A 19,242-nucleotide genomic window follows, 5' to 3' on the forward strand; every position below is an offset into this window, starting at 1 on the left:
GTCCGCCCGACCGACCGACCGATCGTTCGGTTCCTGCGCTTCAATGGTGAGACGGCGGCCCGTAGGGTGTCAACCTCTGTGGTCAACCCTGTGGACGCCGGAGGATCGGGTCGGGATGGATGGATGCGGGCACGAGAGCGCCGAAGAGGCCGCTCCGCCACCCCCGAGGGCGCCCGGAATCGCCGGTCTGTCCACCTCGTACAAGGTCCTGGCCGGGCTCGCGCTCGTGGCCGTCGCACTGGCCGCCTGCACCCACCTCGGGCTGGTCTTCCTGCACGTCGCCCCCTCGAACACGCTGAGCAAGCAGCACGCGGGGACGGTCGACGGCTGGATCTACCCCGAGTTCGAACAGAACTGGAAGCTCTTCGCGCCCAACCCGCTCCAGCAGAACATCGCGGTGGAGGCGCGCGCCGAGGTGCGCACGGCCGAGGGGGAGCTCGTCACCACCGGCTGGCTGGACCTCAGCGCCCAGGACGCGGCCGCGATCCGGCACAACCCCCTCCCCAGCCACACCCAGCAGAACGAGCTGCGCCGGGCCTGGGACTTCTTCACCGGCTCCCACGACGAGGACAACAAGCCCACCGGGGAGCGCGGCGAGCTCTCCGAGCAGTACCTGCGGCGGATCGCCGTGCTCCGGCTCGCCCCGGAGCACCCCGGCGGGCGGCTCCTGCGGGTGCAGCTGCGCTCGGCGACGACGGCCGTGCGGGCCCCGGCGTGGAGCACGGAGACCACCGACACCACGACGTACCACCGGGAGCTGCCGTGGTGGAAGGTGTGACGCGGGAGCGGGTCGCGCGCGGGCGCGCGGCGCTCGGGCGGGCGCTCGCGGAGGTCACCGGGCGGGCGCTGGGCCCGTACCAGAGCGCCGTCGTACGGATCGGCTTCGCCGCCACCTGGCTGCTGTTCCTGCTGCGCGAGTTCCCCCACCGAGCCGAGCTGTACGGGCCGGACGGGCCGTGGAGCTGGGAGCTGGCGGAGCGCCTGACGGCCTCGAACGGTGCCTTCACGGTGCTGATGTGGTCCGAGGGGACCCTGTGGTTCGAGACCGTCTACGCGGTCTCGGTGCTGGCCAGTGTGGGGCTGCTGCTGGGCTGGCGGACGCGGGCGATGTCCGTGCTGTTCATGGTGGGCGTGCTGTCGCTGCAGAACCGCAGTGTGTTCATGGGCGACGGCGGGGACAACGTCATCCACCTCGTGGCGGTCTACCTGGTCCTCACGCGGTGCGCGCAGGTCTGGTCGCTGGACGCGCGGCGGGCGCGGGCCGCGCGGGGGCGGGGCGGCTCGGCGGCGGACGGGGCGGCGGGGCCGGTGCTGTGGGCGGTGCTGGGCGCGGTGTTCGCCTACGGCGCGGCGACGGGGCGGTTCAGCTACGGGTGGCTGGCGGCCTTCGCGGCGGTGTGGGTGGGCTGCGGGCTGTGGTGGCTGGTGGACCGCTACGAGCCGGCGGGGGAGGGTCGGGCGGCGCTCGACGTCCTGGCGAACCTGGTGCACAACGGCGCGATGCTGGTGATCATGGCGGAGGTCTGTCTGATCTACGCGACGGCGGGCTGGTACAAGATCCAGGGGTCGCGGTGGCAGGACGGGACGGCGCTGTACTACCCGTTGTCGCTGGACTACTTCACCCCGTGGCCGGGGCTGTCCGGGGCGGTGGCGGGGAGTGGGACGCTCGTGATGCTGCTGTCCTACGGGACGGTGGCGGTGCAGGTGGCGTTTCCGTTCACGCTGTTCAACCGGCGGGTCAAGAATGTGCTGCTCGGCGTGATGATGCTGGAGCATGTGGGGATCGCGGTGCTGTTGGGGCTGCCGTTCTTCTCGCTGGCGATGATTGCCGCTGACGCGGTGTTTCTGCCGACGGCGTTTCTGGTGTGGGTCGGGGGGCGGCGGCTCGCCTGGCGGCGGCGGGGTGGAGACGTCGGGGTTCCGCTTCCCCGCGCCGAGCGGGAGCCGGATGTGCCCTGCGGCGCCGTTGCGGGGGCGCTGCCCCCGAACCCCCGCGCCTCAAACGCCGGCGAGGCTGGAATTGCCCCCGGTGCCTCGGACGTGGGCGGGGCGTGATCCGGGGCTCCGCCCCCGCCCCCGCGCCTCAAACGCCGGCGGGGCTGGAGGTGCCCCCGGTGCCTCGGATGTGGGCGGGGCTTGATCCAGGGCTCCGCCCCCGCCCCCGCGCCTCAAACGCCGGCGGGGCTGGAGTTGCCCGCGGGGCTGGAGTTGCCCGCGGGGCTGGAGTTGCCCCCGGTGGGACGGGTGGGGTGGGCGTCGTAGGGTCGGGGGATGCGTGATGTGGGAGACGGGCGGCGGGGCTGGGACGAGGCCGGTGGGTCCGGGGAGCTGGTGTTGCTGGACGGGTTTCATGCCGTCAAGCACGCTCTGCGGTTCGGGGCCGAGGTGCGGGTGGTCGTCGCCGATGATCCGGAGGCGGTGCTCGCGCTCGCGCGGGAGCTGGCTCCCGATGTCGAGGGTGACCTGGCGCGGCTGGTGAAGGCCGCCGTGCTCAAGGAGCTGCTGCCGCGCGTGCACCCCACCGGGGTCGCCGCGCTCGCCGTGCGGCCCGGCCGGGAGGACGGGATCGCCGGGCTGCGGCGGCTGCCCCGGCCCGCGCCGGTGGTCGTCCTCGACAACCCCCGCAACCTCGGCAACGTCGGCGCCGTCGTCCGGCTCGCCGCCGGCTTCGGGGCCACCGGGGTGGTGACCCGGGGCGACCTCGACCCCTGGCACCCGAACGTGGTCCGGGCCGGCGCCGGGCTGCACTACGCCACCACCGTCGAGCGCCTCGCGCTCGACGAGCTGCCGCCCGGCCCGCTCTACGCGCTCGACCCGGAGGGCGAGGACATCCGCGCCCTCACCCTCCCGGACGACGCCCTGCTGGCCTTCGGCTCCGAGCGGCACGGGATCTCGCCCGAGCTGCGCGCCCGGGCGGACCACCTGGTGTCCCTGCCGATGCGCCCGCAGGTCTCCAGCTACAACTTGGCCACCAGCGTGGCCATGACCCTCTTCCACTGGGGCGGCCCCGCGGCCGCCCCCTAGGGCTACGCCTGGCGGCGGACCTCCACCACGCGGAAGCGGTTCGCGACGAACGCGCCGTCGCACAGGGCGGCGTTCGCCGCCGGGTTTCCGCCGGAGCCGTGGAAGTCCGAGAAGGCCGCGGTCTGGTTCACATAGACCCCGCCCGTGAGGTTCAGGGAGAGCTGCGCGGACTCCTCCAGGCAGACCTCCTCGATCGCCCGCTCGGTGTCCGCGGAGGTGGTGTACGCGCCGACCGTCATCGCGCCCTTCTCCCGCACCGTGCGCCGCAGCAGCTCCAGCGCGTCGGCCGTGGAGTCCACCGCCACCGCGAAGGAGACCGGGCCGAAGCACTCCGAGAGGTACGGCGCGGAGTCGTCCGCCTTGCCGGCGTCCAGCTTGACCATCACCGGCGTACGGACCACCGCGTCCGGGAACTCCGGGTTCGCCACCTCCCGCGAGGCCAGCGCGACCTCACCGAGCGAGGCCGCGGCCTCCAGGCGGACCTTGACGTCCGGGTTGACCAGGGCCCCGAGCAGCGCGTTGGCGCGGGCGTCGTCGCCCAGCAGGCCGCCCACCGAGCCCGCGAGGTCCGCGACGACCTCGTCGTAGCTCTTGTGGCCCGCGTCGGTGGCGATGCCCTCGCGCGGGATCAGCAGGTTCTGCGGGGTGGTGCACATCTGGCCGCTGTACAGGGACAGGGAGAAGGCGAGGTTCGCCAGCATGCCCTTGTAGTTGTCCGTGGAGTCGAGGACGACGGTGTTGACGCCCGCCTTCTCCGTGTAGACCTGCGCCTGCCGGGCGTTGGCCTCCAGCCAGTCACCGAACTCCGTCGAGCCGGTGTAGTCGATCAGCTTGATCTCGGGGCGCACGGCCAGGGACTTGGCGATGCCCTCGCCCGGCCGCTCCACGGCCAGCGCCACCAGGTTCGGGTCGAAGCCGGTCTCCGCCAGCACCTCGCGGGCCACCTTGACCGTCAGCGCCAGCGGCAGCACGGCCCGCGGGTGCGGCTTGACCAGCACCGCGTTGCCGGTGGCCAGGGAGGCGAACAGGCCCGGGTAGCCGTTCCAGGTGGGGAAGGTGTTGCAGCCGATCATCAGGGCGATGCCGCGCGGGACCGCCGTGAAGGTCTTGCCGAGCTCCAGCGGGTCCTTCTTGCCCTGCGGCTTCGACCAGCCGGCCTCGCCGGGGACGCGGGTCTGCTCCTCGTAGGCATAGGCCACGGCCTCCAGGCCGCGGTCCTGCGCGTGGGGGCCGCCCGCCTGGAAGGCCATCATGAACGCCTGGCCGCTGGTGTGCATGACCGCGTGCGCGAACTCGTGCGTACGGGCCGAGATGCGGGCCAGGATCTCGATGCAGACCAGGGCGCGCGCCTCCGGCCCGGCATCGCGCCAGGCGCCCATGCCCGCCTTCATCGCGGGCAGCAGCACGTCCGCGTCCACATGCGGGTACTCGATCTCCAGCGCGGGGCCGTACGGGGACACCTCGGCGCCCGCCCAGCCGTCCGTACCGGGCTGTCCCAGGTCCATCCGGGTGCCGCGGACCGCCTCGAAGGCGGCGAGCCCGTCGGCCGGGGCGCTCTCGCCGTACGCCTTCGGGTGCTCGGGATGCGGGGACCAGTAGGCACGGCTGCGGATCGCCGACAGGGCCTGGTCCAGGGTGGGCCGGTGCTTGGCGGACAGCTGGGGGACGGTGAGCTCGGCGGCCATCAGGGACCAACTCCTCGTTGAGCCGGGCGAAGGAGAGCGGACTGGAGTTAGAGTAACCGAACGATCGGTCGGGACAAGAGGGCCCGGCGGACCTGTGGACAAGTCGGTGCGGGAGGATCAGGACATGACAGGAATCGAGCGGTCCCGCACTGTGGCGGTCGTCGGCGCGGGCACCATGGGCCAGGGAATCGCCCAGGTCGCCCTTCTCGCAGGTCACCAGGTGCTGATCTACGACATCGACGCCTCCCTCGCCGCCGACGGCGTCGGCATCGTTCAGGACCGTGTCGAGCGCATGGCCGCCAAGGGCCGCCTGGAGCGCGCCGCCGCCGAGGAGGCGGCCGGCCGGATCGGCGCCGCGGGCACCCTCGCGGACCTGGCGGACGCCGCGCTCGTCATCGAGGCGGTCGTCGAGAACGTGGGCATCAAGCAGGCGCTCTTCGCCGCGCTCGAAGAGGTGGTCGCGCCGGACGCGCTGCTGGCCACCAACACCTCCTCCCTCTCCGTGACCGAGCTCGCCGCCGGTCTCGCCCGCCCCGGCCGCTTCCTCGGCCTGCACTTCTTCAACCCGGCGCCGCTGCTCCCGCTCGTCGAGGTGGTCAGCGGCTTCGCCACCGACCCGGCCGCCGCCGAGCGCGCGTACGCCACGGTCCTCGGCTGGGGGAAGACCCCGGTCCGCTGCGCCGACACCCCCGGCTTCATCGTCAACCGCATCGCCCGCCCCTTCTACGCCGAAGCCTTCGCGGTGTACGAGGAGCGCGGCGCCGACCCGGCCACCATCGACGCCGTGCTCCGCGAGAGCGGCGGCTTCAAGATGGGCCCCTTCGCGCTGACCGACCTGATCGGCCAGGACGTCAACGAGGCCGTGACCCGCTCCGTGTGGGAGTCCTTCTTCCGCAGCCCCAAGTTCACCCCCTCCCTCGCGCAGCGCCGGCTGGTCCAGTCGGGCCGCCTCGGCCGCAAGTCGGGCCATGGCTGGTTCCCGTACGGCCCGGAGGCGGAGGTTCCGCAGCCGCACACCGCCGGGCCCGAGGAGGCCCCGGAGAAGGTCACCGTCGTCGGTGACCTCGGACCGGCCGCCGAGCTGACCGTCCTGATGGAGGAGGCCGGGATCGCGGTCACGGCCACCGGGCACGGGGGGCCGTACATCCAGCTGCCCGGCGAGGGGCAGCTGGTGCTCGCGGACGGCCGGACCTCCGTCGAGTTCACCGACGTCGTGTACTTCGACCTCGCCCTCGACTACCGGGGCGCCACCCGCATCGCGCTCTCCGCCGGCGAGGACGTCAGCGAGCGGACCCTCTCCGAGGCGATCGGGCTGTTCCAGCGGCTCGGCAAGCGGGTCTCCGTCATCGGGGACGTGCCCGGCATGATCGTCGCCCGGACCGTCGCCATGCTGATCGACCTCGCCGCCGACGCCGTCGCCCGCGGCGCCGCCTCCGCCGAGGACATCGACACCGCCATGCGCCTGGGTGTCAACTACCCCCTGGGGCCCGTCGCCTGGCACGAACGCCTCGGCCGGGACTGGGCCTACGACCTGCTGCACCACCTCGACGAGCGCTGTCCCGGCGGCCGCTACGCGCCCTCGCTGGCGCTGTTCAAGCTGGGGTACGCCGAAGACGCAGAGGACGCAGAGGACGCCGGGGACGCAGCGGCCGGCGAGGAGGGCGGGGCATGACCACGGTCAGGCGGGACACCTACACCCCGGAGACGCTGCTGTCCGTCGCCGTGCAGGTCTTCAACGAGCGCGGCTACGACGGCACCTCCATGGAGCACCTGTCCAAGGCCGCGGGCATCTCCAAGTCCTCGATCTACCACCACGTCACCGGCAAGGAGGAACTGCTCCGGCGGGCCGTCAGCCGGGCCCTGGACGGCCTCTTCGCCGTGCTGGAGGAGCCGGGCGCGGTCCGCGGCCGGGCCGTCGAGCGCGTCGAGTACGTCACCCGCCGCACCGTCGAGGTGCTGGTGGGCGAGCTGCCGTACGTGACCCTGCTGCTGCGGGTGCGCGGCAACACCCGGACCGAGCGGTGGGCGCTGGAGCGCCGCCGCGAGTTCGACCACCAGGTGGCCGACCTGCTCAAGGCCGCGGCCGCGGACGGCGACCTGCGGGCCGACGTGGACATCCGGCTGGCCACCCGCCTGCTCTTCGGCATGGTGAACTCGCTGGTCGAGTGGTACCGGCCGAGCTCCGGCACGGGCCCCGAGCAGCTCGCGGACGCGGTCGTCCACATGGCCTTCGACGGCCTGCGCACCGCCCGCTGAGCACCCCGCGCGCGGCCGCCCCGGCCCGCGCCGCTGTCACCCGTACGGCCTACTCCTCGCTGAGCGCCGGGGGCGCCGCCGGGCCCTGGCCGGGGCCCTGGTCCAGCAGGTCCGTCTCCTCGAAGACCAGCAGCGTACGGGTGGACAGCACCTCCGGGATGGCCTGGAGGCGGGTCAGGACCAGCTCGCGCAGGGTCCGGTTGTCCGGCGTGTGCACCAGCAGCAGGACATCGAAATCCCCGCTGACCAGCGCGATGTGCGCGGCGCCGGGAAGCTCGCGGAGCTGTTCGCGGACCGTGCGCCAGGAGTTCTGGACGATCTTGAGGGTGATGTAGGCGGAGGCGCCCTGCCCGGCCCGCTCGTGGTTCACGCGCGCGGTGAACCCGCGGATCACCCCGTCGTCGATGAGCCGGTTGATGCGCGCGTAGGCGTTCGCGCGCGAGACGTGCACCTGCTCCGCCACCGAGCGTATGGAGGCCCGGCCGTCCGCCTGGAGCAGCCGCATGATCGAGCGGTCGATCGGGTCCAGGGGCCGCGGAGCGACGGGTGGGGCCGCGGGGGCTCCCGGTGCGCCGCCCGGCGCGGCCGGGGCGGAACCCGGCGCGGCCGGGGCGGAACCCGTCGCGGCCATTTGTTCATCCGGCATTGCCCGATGCCTCCCTCTCCTGGACGTCCTGCGTCCATCCCAGGTCCCCGCCGCCCGTTTGTCCACAGCCTGGAGCCGCCTGTAGCCAAATTGCGCGGACAACCGAACAATCGGTAGGTGAGGGGCCTCACGCCTGGGGCCCGCCTGCCCGCTTCCCACGAGGAGGTGTACGCCGCCATGACGGTCCAAGAGCTGCCCGGTGCCGGTGCGTCCCACCGTTCCACCCCGCCGCCCGCCTGGAGGCCCCGTACGGACGCCGCCGCGCTGCTGCCGGACGCCGAGCCCTACCGGGTGCTGGGCACCGCTGCGGCGGACGGCCTCGACCCCGCGCTGATGCGCCGCTGCTACGCCGAACTGGTGCGCGGCCGTCGCTACAACGCCCAGGCCACCGCGCTGACGAAGCAGGGCCGGCTCGCCGTCTACCCCTCGACCGTCGGCCAGGAGGCGTGCGAGATCGCCGCCGCCCTGGTCCTGGAGGAGCGGGACTGGCTCTTCCCCAGCTACCGCGACACCCTGGCGGCCGTGGCCCGCGGGCTGGACCCGGTCCAGGCGCTCACCCTGCTGCGCGGCGACTGGCACACCGGCTACGACCCCCGCGAGCACCGCATAGCCCCGCTGTGCACCCCGCTCGCCACCCAGCTGCCGCACGCCGTCGGCGTGGCGCACGCGGCCCGGCTGCGCGGGGACGACGTGGTCGCCCTCGCCATGATCGGCGACGGCGGCACCAGCGAGGGCGACTTCCACGAGGCGCTGAACTTCGCCGCCGTCTGGCAGGCGCCGGTGGTCTTCCTCGTGCAGAACAACGGCTTCGCGATCTCCGTCCCGCTCGCCAAGCAGACCGCCGCGCCGAGCCTGGCCCACAAGGCCGTCGGCTACGGCATGCCCGGCCGGCTGGTCGACGGCAACGACATCGCCGCCGTCCACGAGGTGCTGGCCGAGGCGGTCCGGCGGGCCCGGGCCGGTGGCGGCCCGACCCTGATCGAGGCGGTCACGTACCGCATGGAGGCCCACACCAACGCCGACGACGCCACCCGCTACCGCGGGGACGCCGAGGTCGAGGCGTGGAAGGCCCACGACCCGATCGCCCTGCTGGAGCGCGAGCTGACCGCCCGCGGCATCCTCGACGAGGAGGCCGTCGAGACCGCGCGCGCCGACGCCGAGGAGATGGCGGCGGCCCTGCGCGAGGGGATGAACGCGGACCCGGTCCTCGACCCGATGGACCTGTTCGCGCACGTGTACGCGGAGCAGACGGGCCAGCTGCGCGAGCAGGCGGCCATGCTCCGTGCCGAACTGGAAGCCGAGGACCAGGCGTGACGACGGTGGCGGCGAAGTCCGCGAAGACGGGGGCCAAGCCCGCGACGATGGCCCAGGCCCTGAACCGGGCCATGCGCGACGCCATGGCCGAGGACCCGACGGTCCACGTCATGGGCGAGGACGTCGGCACCCTCGGCGGCGTCTTCCGGATCACCGACGGGCTCGCGAAGGAGTTCGGCGAGGACCGGTGCACGGACACCCCGCTCGCGGAGGCCGGAATCCTGGGCACCGCCGTCGGCATGGCCATGTACGGCCTGCGCCCGGTGGTGGAGATGCAGTTCGACGCCTTCGCCTACCCGGCCTTCGAACAGCTCATCTCGCACGTGGCGAAGATGCGCAACCGCACCCGCGGCGCGATGCCGCTCCCGATCACCATCCGCGTGCCCTACGGCGGCGGCATCGGCGGCGTCGAGCACCACTGCGACTCCTCCGAGGCGTACTACGTGGCGACGCCCGGCCTGACCGTGGTCACCCCGGCGACCGTCGAGGACGCCTACGGGCTGCTGCGCGAGTCCATCGCCAGCGACGACCCGGTGGTCTTCCTGGAGCCCAAGCGGCTCTACTGGTCGAAGGCCGACTGGTCGCCCGAGGCGCCGGCGGCCGTCCCCGGCATCGGCAAGGCGGTCGTCCGGCGTACGGGCACCAGCGCGACCCTGATCACCTACGGCCCCTCGCTCCCGGTCTGCCTGGAGGCGGCCGAGGCCGCCCGCGAGGAGGGCTGGGACCTGGAGGTCGTGGACCTGCGCTCGCTGGTCCCCTTCGACGAGGACACGGTCGTGCGGTCCGTACGCCGCACCGGGCGCGCGGTGGTGGTCCACGAGGCCGGCGGCTTCGGCGGGCCGGGCGCGGAGATCGCCGCCCGGGTCACGGAGCGCTGCTTCCACCACCTGGAGGCCCCCGTGCTGCGCGTGACCGGCTTCGACATCCCCTACCCGCCGCCGATGCTGGAGAAGTACCACCTCCCCGGAGTGGAACGGATCCTGGACGCCGTGGCCCGCCTCCAGTGGGAGAACTGATGCCGCAGGTCATGGAATTCAAGCTGCCCGACCTCGGTGAGGGCCTGACCGAGGCCGAGATCGTGCGGTGGCTGGTCGCGGTGGGCGATGTCGTCGCCATCGACCAGCCGGTCGTCGAGGTCGAGACGGCCAAGGCGATGGTCGAGGTCCCCTGCCCGTACGGCGGCGTGGTCACCGCGCGGTTCGGCGAGGAGGGCGAGGAACTGCCGGTGGGCGCCCCGCTGATCACCGTCGCGGTGGGCGCGGAATCGGTGCCGGAGGCCGAGGCGGAGGCGGCTCCGGCGGCCGAGGCCGCCGAGGGCGCGGCCGCCGCGCCCCGGCCCCTGATCGGCTACGGCTCGGACCACTCGCGTCCGGCCCGTCGGCGGCGGGTGCGACCCGTCACCGCCGAGGTCTCGGCGCCGGTGGCCCCGGTCGCAGCCGCCCCGGCGGCTCCGGCTCCCGCCGCTCCCCCCGCCGGGCCGGTTCCGGTGATCTCGCCGCTGGTGCGCAAGCTGGCCAGGGACCACGGGGTGGACCTGCGCGCGCTGAGCGGGTCCGGGCCCGAGGGCCTGATCCTGCGCGCCGACGTCGAGGCGGCGCTGACCGCGCCGCGCGCCCCGGAGCCGGCCCCGGCCGCGGCGGCGTCCCCGGCGGCGCAGGGCGAGCGGATCCCGCTCAAGGGCCTGCGCGGGGCGGTGGCGGAGAAGCTGTCGCGCAGCCGGCGGGAGATCCCGGAGGCCACCTGCTGGGTCGACGCCGACGCCACCGAGCTGATGGCCGCCCGCGCCGCGATGAACGCCGTGGGCGGACCCAAGATCTCGGTGCTCGCGCTGCTGGCCCGGATCTGCACGGCCGCACTGGCGAAGTACCCGGAGCTGAACTCCACCGTGGACCTCGCGGCCAAGGAGATCGTCCGGCTCCCCTCGGTGCACCTGGGCTTCGCCGCCCAGACCGAGCGGGGCCTGGTGGTCCCGGTGGTCCGCGACGCGCACGGGCTCAACCCGGAGTCCCTGTCGGCGGAGTTCGCCCGGCTGACCGAGCTGGCCCGTGCGGGGCGGCTGGCGCCGTCGGACCTCACGGGGGGCACGTTCACCCTGAACAACTACGGGGTGTTCGGGGTCGACGGCTCCACGCCGATCATCAACCACCCGGAGGCGGCGATGCTCGGGGTGGGCCGGATCATCGACAAGCCGTGGGTCCACGGCGGGCAGCTGGCGGTCCGGAAGGTGGTCCAGCTGTCGCTGACCTTCGACCACCGCGTCTGCGACGGCGGCACGGCGGGCGGCTTCCTCCGCTACGTGGCCGACTGCGTGGAATCCCCGACGGTCCTCCTCCGCACGCTGTAGCAGGCCGCGCCTCAAACGCCGGCGGGGCTGGAAATCCAGCCCCGCCGGCGTTTGCGGCGCGGGGGTGCGGGGGCGGCGCCCCCGCTCACACCGTGAGCAGCAGTTTTCCCACGTGCGCGCTGGACTCCAGCACCCGGTGCGCCTCCGCGGCCTCCGCCATCGGGAACACCCCGTGCACCACGGCCCGCACCCGCCCCGCCGCCACCAGCGGCCACACATGCTCCCGCACCGCCGCCACGATCGCCGCCTTCTCCTCCAGCGGCCGCGCCCGCAGCGAGGTCGCCGTCACCGCCGCCCGCTTCGCCAGCAGCGCGCCCAGGTTCAGCTCGCCCTTCACCCCGCCCTGGAGCCCGATCACCGCCAGCCGGCCGTTCACGGCCAGGGCGTCCACATTCCGCGCGAGGTACTTCGCGCCCATGATGTCCAGGATCACATCCGCCCCGGCCCCGCCCGTGGCCTCCCGCAGCACCTCCACGAAGTCCTGCTCGCGGTAGTCGACCAGGATGTCCGCGCCCAGCTCCGCGCAGCGCGCCAGCTTCTCCGGCCCGCCCGCCGTGACGGCCACCCGCGCGCCCACCGCCTTGCCCAGCTGGATCGCCATCGTCCCGATCCCGCTGGACCCGCCGTGCACGAGCAGCGTCTCGCCCGGCCGCAGCCCCGCCACCATGAACACGTTGGACCACACCGTCGTGACCACCTCCGGCAGCGCCGCCGCCGTCACCAGGTCCACGCCCTCCGGCACCGGCAGCAGCTGCCCCGCCGGCACCGCCACCCGTTCGGCGTAGCCGCCGCCGGCCAGCAGGGCGCACACCTCGTCGCCCACCGACCAGCCGGAGACCCCGGCGCCGAGCGCCGCGATCCGCCCGGAGCACTCCAGTCCGGGATAGCGGGAGGCGCCGGGCGGCGGATCGTAGAACCCCTGCCGCTGGAGTACGTCGGCGCGGTTCACGGCGCTCGCCGCGACCTCGACGAGGACCTCTCCCTCGCCCGGCACCGGATCGGGTACGTCCGCCCAGACCAGGGCCTCGGGGCCGCCGGGCTGCTCGATGGTGATCGCATGCATGGCCCGGAGGCTACGCCACGCGGCGGCTACTCGGCAGGACCCAGCGTCACCCTCGCCGCACCGGGCGGCGAGGCCCGGACGATGGTGATGAGACGGTCCGTCAGCTGGAGCGGGCTCGCGTGCGGATCGTCGTACGGGAGCAGCCGGTGGCCGCGCAGCACGTTCACCACGAGGTCGTCGGCGTCGCGCACGGACTTGCCCACCTCGGCCTTGCGGACGGGCCGTTCGATGAGGTCGAGCCCGCTGCCCTGCTGGATCAGGTCCTCCATGACCGTGCCCGCGCTCGGGCTGAGCACCGACAGGCCCAGCAGCCGGCCGGCCGCGCTCGCGCTGGTGATGACCGCGTCGGCGCCGGACTGCCGCAGCAGCGGGGCGTTCTCCTCCTCGCGCACCGCGGCGACGATCTTCGCCCCCCGGTTGAGCTGCCGGGCCGTCAGCGTCACCAGCACCGCCGTGTCGTCCCGCTGGGTGGCGATGATGATCTGACGGGCCTTCTGGAGCTCGGCGCGCAGCAGCACGTCGGAGCGGGTGGCGTCACCGACCACCCCGGTGAAGCCCTCCGAGTTGGCCGTGTCGATCACCTTGGCGCTGGGGTCCACGATGACCACCTGCTCCCGGGCCAGGCCCCGGGCCAGCAGGGTCTGGAGGGCCGAGCGGCCCTTGGTGCCGAAGCCGATGACGACCGTGTGCTCGCGCAAGTTCTTCCTCCAGCGCTTCAGCCGCCACTCTTCCCGGGTCCGTTCCGTCAGGACTTCCAGGGTGGTGCCGACCAGGATGATCAGGAACAGCACGCGCAGCGGGGTGATCAGCAGGATGTTGATCAGCCGTGCGCTGTCGCTGTACGGGACGATGTCGCCGTAGCCGGTCGTCGAGAGCGTCACGGTGGCGTAGTAGAAGCAGTCGAGCAGATCGACCTGCTCGTTGGCGTTGTCGTGGTAGCCGTCGCGGTCCAGCCAGACGATGAAGACCGTCAGGAAGAGCACGAACAGCGCCATCAGCAGGCGCTTGGCCACCTGCCGCAGCGGGTGTTCGACGACGCGTTTGGGCAGCTTGATGCGGCGCGAGACCAGCTTCTCGTCGGCTTCGCGGGCCATGGCGTCCTGTCCGGGCAGTTTCACGTGAAACATCCTCCGGAGACCCACGGCAGATCCAGGATCTCCAGGTCCTGGCCGGACCGGGCCCCGCGCGGCGGTACGACGGCCAGCGCGTCGGCGGCCGCCACCCCGCGCAGCATCGCCGGGCCGTGGTAGCGCAGCGGCACCGCGTGCTCCTCGCTGAGCAGCACGGGGACCAGCCGGGTGTCGTACGGATGACCGGGTACGTCGCCCTGCACGGGCACCGTGTACCGGGGGCGGGGCCGCCGCCCGGCGAGGGCCCGCAGCAGCGGTTCCGCCAGGGTCAGCAGCCCGGAGACGGCCGCGAGGGGGTTCCCGGGCAGCCCGACCACATACCGGCCGTCCGCCCGCCCGCCGACGCGCGCCAGCAGCATCGGATGTCCGGGCCGCACCGCCACCCCGTCGATCAGCAGCTCCGCCCCGGCCTGCGCCAGTACCGGATGGACGTGGTCCACGGGACCGGAGGCCGTGCCGCCGGTGGTGACGAGGACATCGGCGGTGGAGGTGGTGACCGCGTCCAGCAGCTCCTTCGCCCCGGCCGGATCGTCGCCGAGCCGCCGCGTGCCGGTGACCTCGGCGCCCAGCCGGCTCAGCCAGGGCCCGAGCATCGGGCTGAGGGCGTCGCGGATCAGCCCGTCGTGCGGGCGGCCCTCGGTGAGCAGTTCGTCGCCGAGCACCAGGATCTCCACCCGGGGGCGGGGCCGCGTGGTCAGCTCGTCGTACCCGGCGGCCGCGGCCAGCCCGAGCACGGCCGGGGTGATCAGGGAGCCGGGCGGCAGCAGCAGATCGCCCGAGCGGCATTCCTGGCCGCGCGGGCGGATGTCCTGGCCGGTCAGCGCGGGCCGGTCCGCGTAGAGCTGGCCGCCCGCCTCCCGGCAGTGCTCGGTGCGGATGACGGCGGTGGTGTCGGCGGGGATCCGGGCGCCGGTGGCGATCCGTACGGCCTCGCCGTCGGTGAGCGGCGCGGGCTGCCCGGAGCCGGCCAGGACGCCCTCGCCGCCGCGCACGGCCCAGGGGCCCGGTCCGGCGACGGCCCAGCCGTCCATGGCGGAGGTGTCGAAGGAGGGCAGGTCGGTCAGCGCGTCCAGCGGCTCGGCCAGGACCTCCCCGAGAGCGTCGGCGAGCGGCACCCGGTGGGTACGGGCCGCCGCGCCCGCTCCCGCGTGCAGGGCGAGGTCGCGGGCCCGCGGCCAGGGGGCCGCCCGGTGCCCGCCGCCGGGGCCGCCGCCCCCGGGGGTGCGGCTGACCAGGGCCAGGGCCTCCTCAAGATCCTGCTCGGCGGAGTTCGTGGGGCTCATCCCGCGCCGCCCCGTTCCGCCTCGTCGGAGCCGGCAGCCGAGCCGGAGTCGGAAGCGGAGCCGGCCTCGCCCTCAGCCTCCGCCTCCGCCGCCCAGCGCAGCGCCAGCCCGGCGGCCTTGCGGGACGCTTCGGCGACGGCCCGTGCGGGGTCGGCGCCGGTGGCGGCGGCATGGGCGGCCGCGTAGCCGACCAGGAAGGTGGTCAGCGGGGCGGCGGGCCGGGCGACGCCGTGGGCGGCGTCCCGGGCGAGGTCGAGCAGGGTCTTGGTGTCGACGTCGAGGTCGATGCCCAGCTCGTTCTTGACGGCGGTGATCCATTGGTCCAGCACGGTTCCATGCTCTCTGATCCGGGCGCGGGCGACTGCGAGATCGTCCCAGGTGTCGCAGTCGAAAGCGGCGAGGGGCTGCGCCACGACGGGTACGAGGTCCAGCTCGGCGGTGAGCGCCCGCAGAGGCAGCCCCGCCAGACCGCCGTGCTCGGCGGCCAGCAGGGCGATCTCGCGGCGCAGCGGCTCGGCCCGGTAGGCGGCGACCAGCGGCTGGTCCCGGCCCCCGGCATCGCGCAGCAGCGCCCCCTCCGCTCCTTCCGCCCCCTCCGTACCCCGCGCGCCGGGCGCGGCCAGCAGGGCCCGCACGGTGTCCCGGTCGAGGAACGGCAGGTCGGCGGAGAGGACGAGGACCAGTTCGGCGGTGACCACCCGCAGCCCGGCGTCCAGCGCGGCCACCGGGCCGCCCCCGGGCGGCTCCTCGCGGGTCCAGCGGACCGGGCGGGCGGTGGGGCGGCGGGCCCCGACCACGACGGTGGTGCGGGCGTCGGGGCAGGCGTCGAGGACGCGGTCGAGGAGGGCGCGCCCGCCGACGCTCAGCGCGGGCTTGTCGGCCCCGCCGAGCCGCCGCGCGGCGCCGCCGGCCAGCACGATCGCGTCGTAGCTCATGCCCATGAGTATGCGCGGACCATGTCCCCGGCGGGCACCCGGTCTTGGGCCGCGTTCCCGGGCCGCGCCCCCGGCGGGTCCCGGGAACGGCGAAGGGCCCGGCCCGCGCGGGGTGCGCGCGGGCCGGGCCCTTCCTCGTACGGCCTACAGGTAGGGCCCGGAGCGGATCGCTCCGTGGCCGCCGTCCTCGTCCTCGTCGTGCGCGCCGCCCGGCGGGAGGGCGCGGCGCATCTGCTCCAACTGGGCCCGCGCCGCCATCTGCTGCGCGAACAGTGCCGTCTGGATGCCGTGGAAGAGCCCTTCCAGCCAGCCCACCAACTGGGCCTGCGCGATCCGCAGTTCCGCCTCGGAGGGGATGGCCTCCTCGGTGAACGGCAGGGACAGGCGCTCCAGTTCCTCCACCAGCTCCGGCGCGAGGCCGTCCTCCAGCTCCTTCACCGAGGCGGCGTGGATGTCCTTGAGCCTGACCCTGCTCGCCTCGTCGAGAGGCGCGGCGCGTACCTCTTCCAGGAGTTGCTTGATCATGCTGCCGATGCGCATGACCTTGGCGGGCTGTTCGACCATTTCCGTCACCGGGACCTCGCGCGACTCGTCATCGGCGTCGCCGACCGCCGACCCGTCCTGTCCCACGATCAGGACGTGCGGGGGACTGTCCTGCGACCGTTCACTCCTCGGCATCTCCATGCCGTCATTCTCTCGCACACCTTCGCTCTCACTCGGTGTGCCCCCGTACAGGCGTGATCCACCCTGTACGGGGGCCCGGACTCAGCCCGCGGCCCGGCGGGCCAGGGCGCCGCTGGAGCGGGTGACCAGGGCGGCCAGCAGGGCCGCACCCAGCGGGACCACGACGAGCAGCTGGCCGAGCGTGGACCAGGGCACGGCGATCGGCACGTACGGCGCGGCCTCCCCCACCATCGAGTAGCCCTCCTCGACGGCGCGCAGGGACAGCTCCTCCAGCTCCCGGCGCTGGGTCAGGCGCAGGCCGACCGCGGGCAGGATCCCGGCCGCCGAGCCCAGGACGACGCCCATCAGGGCCACCACCCCGCACTGGAAGCCGCTCAGCGTGCGCCGCACCCGGGGTGCCGCGCCCACCGCCGCGAGGGTTTTCAGGTCGGCCTCGGCGTCGGCCTGGGCGAGGCCGGTGGCGATGCCGGCGGCGCCGATGGTGACCAGTCCGGCGAAGACGGTCAGGGCGAGCAGGGCCAGGCTGTCGTCGCCCTGGTAGCCGTCCTCGATCCGCAGGACGGCCTCCACGCCCATGCGGTCGATGTCCCCGTCGATCCTCTGCCGCTGCTCGGAGGTGGCCTTGCCGTCGAGTGCGAAGTACGAGCCCACGGGCGCGGTGGCCAGCCCCGCGGCCTTGGCGGCCGTCGGCGGCAGGATCAGTTCCACGCCCCAGCTCTCGGTGCCCTCGGGGGCCACGTGGACGGGCAGGACCTTGTCCACGCCGACCGGCTCCCTGGGCGGTCCGTCGGCGGCGGTGGCGGCGGCGCTGTCCGGCCCGGAGATGAGCCGCAGGGTGAGCCTGCCGTCCTTGACCTGGCGCTTGTCGAAGGCGACGGCCCGGCCGCCCTGGAGGGCGGCCACGGTGCCCGGGTCGGTGACCGCGAGCACGCCGAGCAGCTTTTCGTCGGCGACGAGCGTGGAGTACCGCGTGCCGTGCGTGGCCGGGGTGCAGCGCCAGTCCCGGCGCAGTTCGCGGGCCTGCTCCGGGGTGAACGCGTCGAAGCCCCTGGGGTCCTCGTCGAGCGGGCAGCGCTGGTCCTTGGGCGTGATGATCTCGGCGCGCCCGCAGGCCGGGTCCTCGGAATAGGTGTCGCAGCCCGGCCTGCCGAAGACCAGCCGGTCCACGTCCGCCCGTACGGACAGCGGGAGTTGCTTGGCCAGGGTCTCGCGCAGGGCGGGGACCTCCAGGTACGCGCTGTTCTCGGTGGCCTCCAGCAGGCCGGTGCCGTGCGGGAGGTCGGCGACGTACTCGTGGCGGCGCTGGATGTCGCTGCTGTGCTGGTACGTGGCCACCGCGACGGTGCCGGCGACGGCGGCCAGGACGGCGGCGACGGCGGGCGCCGTACGCCCCCGGTTGCGCACGGCGTCGCGCAGCGCGAGCCGCGGGGACAGCGGCAGCCACCGCCCGAGCCGCCCGAAGAGGCCGACCAGCACCGGGGTGAGGGCGACGACGCCGAGCTCGGCGAGGGCGCTGCCCCCGGCGACGACGGTGGAGCCCAGGTCCGAGGCGGTGCCGTACAGGGCGATCGCGGCCCCGGTGGCGACGGCGGCGAGCCCGGCGACGGGCAGCACCCGGTTGGCGCGGCGCACCCCGCGCCGTCCGGTCAGCGAGGCCAGGACGGTCTGCCGGGAGGCGGTGACGGCGGGCACGATCGCGGACAGCAGGCCCGTCAGGACGGCGAGCAGGGCGATCCCCGCCAGCTCCAGCGGGCGGAAGTCGAGGCCGCCGAAGCGGCTGCCGAGCTGCGCCTCCAGTACGGGCCGCAGGCCGATGGTCAGCGCGATGCCGAGGGCGGTGCCGACGACGGCCGCGGCGGCGCCGATGACCAGGCCGCCGGAGAGCACGATGGAGCGGATATGGCGGCGGTCGCCGCCGTTGGCGCCGACCAGGCCGAGCTGGCGGCGCGAGCGGCGGGCGCCGACCGCGAAGGCCGGTCCGGCGAGCAGGCAGATCTCCAGCATGGCGAGGCCGACGACGGTGGCCAGGACGGCCATCTCGGTGGTGGAGCCGCCGCCCGGCTGGAACTGCGCCTTGGGCTCCTGGCGGTAGAGCGGGACCTGGGAGTCGGCCGGCGGGTCGAGGGCGACCGCGCGGGAGACGACGACCAGGGACTTGGCGTTGGCCGCCTGGACCATGTTCCACGTGAAACCACCGCCGCCGACGGTGACCAGGTACGCCGCGTCGGGGTGCACCCCGGTGCCCCCGGCCGCCAGGAGGGCCTTGTCGAGCGGGTCGATCAGGCTGCCGGGCGGGGCGATGAGCTGGCCCCGCCGGAGGTCGTCGGGCAGCTCGTAGGAGCCGACGATCCGGAAGGGGAAGGCGCCGCCACGCGGGGTGACGGAGGAGCCGACGAACAGCCCGGAGTCCTTGAGGAAGGCGTCGGTCGCGATGACCTCGCCCGCCCGCTCGGGCAGCCGGCCCCGGCCGGGGGTGATCAGGCCCTTCGCCAGCGGGCTGGCCAGGTCGATCTCGCGCAGTTCGGTGTTGAGCAGCCCGTGCTGGGTGCGGACCTTGCCGTAGCCGATGGCGTCCTTGAGGACCTGGCTGCCGGCCGGGACCGCGGCGGCGAGCAGGGCCGCGGAGTCGGGCGCGGGCTTCGCGGGCGCGGCGCTCCGGTCGGAGCCGCCGGCGGTCACGTACATCGTGCCGTCGGGCGTCTGGTGGAGCGGCAGGCCCATGCCCGGGTCGCTGATCCGGGCGTCGGCGGCGCCGATCTTGCGGCTGACGGCCTGGTCGGGGGAGAGCTCGGCGCTGCGCAGGGTGAGGTCGGCGGCGCTCACGCCGAGGATCGGCAGCGCGATCATCGCGAGGACCAGGGAGCTGCGGCCCTTGGCG

Annotated in this window: 16 protein-coding genes; 8 read left to right on the plus strand and 8 right to left on the minus strand. The window is 74.3% G+C overall.

The features are described from left to right. Window positions 1-115: 115 nt before the first annotated feature. The 3 genes from ABZ873_RS01300 to ABZ873_RS01310 all read left to right on the plus strand — a co-directional run bounded on the left by ABZ873_RS01300 (window position 116) and on the right by ABZ873_RS01310 (window position 3,024). Entirely contained in the window at window positions 116-778 is a 663-nt protein-coding gene (locus tag ABZ873_RS01300; protein WP_360863671.1) for a DUF5819 family protein, read from the plus strand. Next, entirely contained in the window at window positions 766-2,055 is a 1,290-nt protein-coding gene (locus tag ABZ873_RS01305) for an HTTM domain-containing protein (protein WP_360863673.1), read from the plus strand. Before ABZ873_RS01300 ends, ABZ873_RS01305 begins: the two co-directional genes overlap by 13 nt. 216 nt (window positions 2,056-2,271) lie before the next feature. Then, the gene (locus ABZ873_RS01310; RefSeq protein WP_360863675.1) at window positions 2,272-3,024 is read left to right on the plus strand and encodes a TrmH family RNA methyltransferase; all 753 of its coding nucleotides are present in this window, start codon (window positions 2,272-2,274) and stop codon (window positions 3,022-3,024) included. 2 nt (window positions 3,025-3,026) lie between these two features. Here the strand turns inward: ABZ873_RS01310 and paaN are convergent, their stop codons facing one another. Continuing rightward, window positions 3,027-4,709 carry a phenylacetic acid degradation protein PaaN gene (gene paaN / locus ABZ873_RS01315; protein ID WP_360863677.1) on the minus strand — a complete coding sequence of 561 codons (1,683 nt, stop codon included), beginning with the start codon at window positions 4,707-4,709 and terminating at the stop codon, window positions 3,027-3,029. Between the two features lie 124 nt (window positions 4,710-4,833). Between paaN and ABZ873_RS01320 the strand changes: the two genes are divergently transcribed. Together ABZ873_RS01320 and ABZ873_RS01325 are read left to right on the plus strand one after the other, a co-directional pair. Then, window positions 4,834-6,381, plus strand: coding sequence for a 3-hydroxyacyl-CoA dehydrogenase (locus tag ABZ873_RS01320; RefSeq protein ID WP_360863679.1), 1,548 nt, complete (start codon window positions 4,834-4,836; stop codon window positions 6,379-6,381). Beyond that, on the plus strand, window positions 6,378-6,965 hold the full coding sequence (locus ABZ873_RS01325; RefSeq protein ID WP_360863681.1) for a TetR/AcrR family transcriptional regulator: 588 nt from the start codon (window positions 6,378-6,380) through the stop codon (window positions 6,963-6,965). Before ABZ873_RS01320 ends, ABZ873_RS01325 begins: the two co-directional genes overlap by 4 nt. A 49-nt stretch (window positions 6,966-7,014) precedes the next feature. Here ABZ873_RS01325 and ABZ873_RS01330 read toward each other — a convergent pair whose 3' ends face one another. Continuing rightward, entirely contained in the window at window positions 7,015-7,611 is a 597-nt protein-coding gene (locus ABZ873_RS01330) for an Lrp/AsnC family transcriptional regulator (RefSeq protein WP_360863683.1), read from the minus strand. Window positions 7,612-7,788: 177 nt separating this feature from the next. On the opposite strand from ABZ873_RS01330, the gene pdhA reads away from it, so the two are divergent. Genes pdhA through ABZ873_RS01345 form a run of 3 tightly spaced genes read left to right on the plus strand, consistent with a single transcriptional unit; the run spans window position 7,789 to window position 11,269 of the window. Beyond that, on the plus strand, window positions 7,789-8,925 hold the full coding sequence (gene pdhA, locus ABZ873_RS01335) for a pyruvate dehydrogenase (acetyl-transferring) E1 component subunit alpha (RefSeq protein WP_360863685.1): 1,137 nt from the start codon (window positions 7,789-7,791) through the stop codon (window positions 8,923-8,925). Window positions 8,926-8,972: 47 nt separating this feature from the next. Next, window positions 8,973-9,941, plus strand: coding sequence for an alpha-ketoacid dehydrogenase subunit beta (locus ABZ873_RS01340; protein WP_360864089.1), 969 nt, complete (start codon window positions 8,973-8,975; stop codon window positions 9,939-9,941). Next, entirely contained in the window at window positions 9,941-11,269 is a 1,329-nt protein-coding gene (locus ABZ873_RS01345) for a dihydrolipoamide acetyltransferase family protein (protein WP_360863687.1), read from the plus strand. The genes ABZ873_RS01340 and ABZ873_RS01345 overlap by 1 nt, the downstream gene beginning before the upstream one ends. Before the next feature lie 85 nt (window positions 11,270-11,354). Here ABZ873_RS01345 and ABZ873_RS01350 read toward each other — a convergent pair whose 3' ends face one another. The 6 genes from ABZ873_RS01350 to ABZ873_RS01375 form a co-directional block, all read right to left on the minus strand. Next, window positions 11,355-12,332 (minus strand): NAD(P)H-quinone oxidoreductase, encoded by a 978-nt coding sequence (locus ABZ873_RS01350; protein WP_360863689.1) that lies wholly within the window; start codon window positions 12,330-12,332, stop codon window positions 11,355-11,357. Between the two features lie 26 nt (window positions 12,333-12,358). Further along, on the minus strand, window positions 12,359-13,459 hold the full coding sequence (locus ABZ873_RS01355; RefSeq protein WP_360863691.1) for a potassium channel family protein: 1,101 nt from the start codon (window positions 13,457-13,459) through the stop codon (window positions 12,359-12,361). Then, window positions 13,447-14,745 (minus strand): molybdopterin molybdotransferase MoeA, encoded by a 1,299-nt coding sequence (locus ABZ873_RS01360; RefSeq protein ID WP_360863692.1) that lies wholly within the window; start codon window positions 14,743-14,745, stop codon window positions 13,447-13,449. Before ABZ873_RS01360 ends, ABZ873_RS01355 begins: the two co-directional genes overlap by 13 nt. Then, window positions 14,742-15,680 carry an NTP transferase domain-containing protein gene (locus tag ABZ873_RS01365; protein ID WP_360863694.1) on the minus strand — a complete coding sequence of 313 codons (939 nt, stop codon included), beginning with the start codon at window positions 15,678-15,680 and terminating at the stop codon, window positions 14,742-14,744. The genes ABZ873_RS01360 and ABZ873_RS01365 overlap by 4 nt, the downstream gene beginning before the upstream one ends. Window positions 15,681-15,824: 144 nt before the next feature. Continuing rightward, window positions 15,825-16,364: a bacterial proteasome activator family protein gene (locus tag ABZ873_RS01370; protein WP_360863696.1), complete on the minus strand. Its 540-nt coding sequence runs from the start codon at window positions 16,362-16,364 to the stop codon at window positions 15,825-15,827. Between the two features lie 81 nt (window positions 16,365-16,445). Next, on the minus strand, window positions 16,446-19,211 hold the full coding sequence (locus ABZ873_RS01375; protein WP_360864091.1) for an ABC transporter permease: 2,766 nt from the start codon (window positions 19,209-19,211) through the stop codon (window positions 16,446-16,448). Window positions 19,212-19,242: the final 31 nt, after the last annotated feature.

Origin of the sequence: Streptomyces sp. NPDC047014 (assembly GCF_040644195.1) — a bacterium.
Classification (GTDB): Bacteria; Actinomycetota; Actinomycetes; order Streptomycetales; family Streptomycetaceae; genus Streptomyces.

Bases quoted from the DNA above. Each gene is read 5' to 3' on its own strand.
- ABZ873_RS01360 (WP_360863692.1), bottom strand. From the start codon at position 14,745: ATGAGCCCCACGAACTCCGCCGAGCAGGATCTTGAGGAGGCCCTGGCC.
- ABZ873_RS01330 (WP_360863683.1), bottom strand. From the start codon at position 7,611: ATGCCGGATGAACAAATGGCCGCGACGGGTTCCGCCCCGGCCGCGCCG.
- ABZ873_RS01345 (WP_360863687.1), top strand. From the start codon at position 9,941: ATGCCGCAGGTCATGGAATTCAAGCTGCCCGACCTCGGTGAGGGCCTG.
- ABZ873_RS01300 (WP_360863671.1), top strand. From the start codon at position 116: ATGGATGGATGCGGGCACGAGAGCGCCGAAGAGGCCGCTCCGCCACCC.
- ABZ873_RS01340 (WP_360864089.1), top strand. From the start codon at position 8,973: ATGGCCCAGGCCCTGAACCGGGCCATGCGCGACGCCATGGCCGAGGAC.
- paaN (WP_360863677.1), bottom strand. From the start codon at position 4,709: ATGGCCGCCGAGCTCACCGTCCCCCAGCTGTCCGCCAAGCACCGGCCC.
- ABZ873_RS01355 (WP_360863691.1), bottom strand. From the start codon at position 13,459: ATGTTTCACGTGAAACTGCCCGGACAGGACGCCATGGCCCGCGAAGCC.
- ABZ873_RS01365 (WP_360863694.1), bottom strand. From the start codon at position 15,680: ATGAGCTACGACGCGATCGTGCTGGCCGGCGGCGCCGCGCGGCGGCTC.
- ABZ873_RS01320 (WP_360863679.1), top strand. From the start codon at position 4,834: ATGACAGGAATCGAGCGGTCCCGCACTGTGGCGGTCGTCGGCGCGGGC.
- ABZ873_RS01375 (WP_360864091.1), bottom strand. From the start codon at position 19,211: ATGATCGCGCTGCCGATCCTCGGCGTGAGCGCCGCCGACCTCACCCTG.
- ABZ873_RS01310 (WP_360863675.1), top strand. From the start codon at position 2,272: ATGCGTGATGTGGGAGACGGGCGGCGGGGCTGGGACGAGGCCGGTGGG.
- pdhA (WP_360863685.1), top strand. From the start codon at position 7,789: ATGACGGTCCAAGAGCTGCCCGGTGCCGGTGCGTCCCACCGTTCCACC.
- ABZ873_RS01350 (WP_360863689.1), bottom strand. From the start codon at position 12,332: ATGCATGCGATCACCATCGAGCAGCCCGGCGGCCCCGAGGCCCTGGTC.
- ABZ873_RS01370 (WP_360863696.1), bottom strand. From the start codon at position 16,364: ATGGAGATGCCGAGGAGTGAACGGTCGCAGGACAGTCCCCCGCACGTC.
- ABZ873_RS01325 (WP_360863681.1), top strand. From the start codon at position 6,378: ATGACCACGGTCAGGCGGGACACCTACACCCCGGAGACGCTGCTGTCC.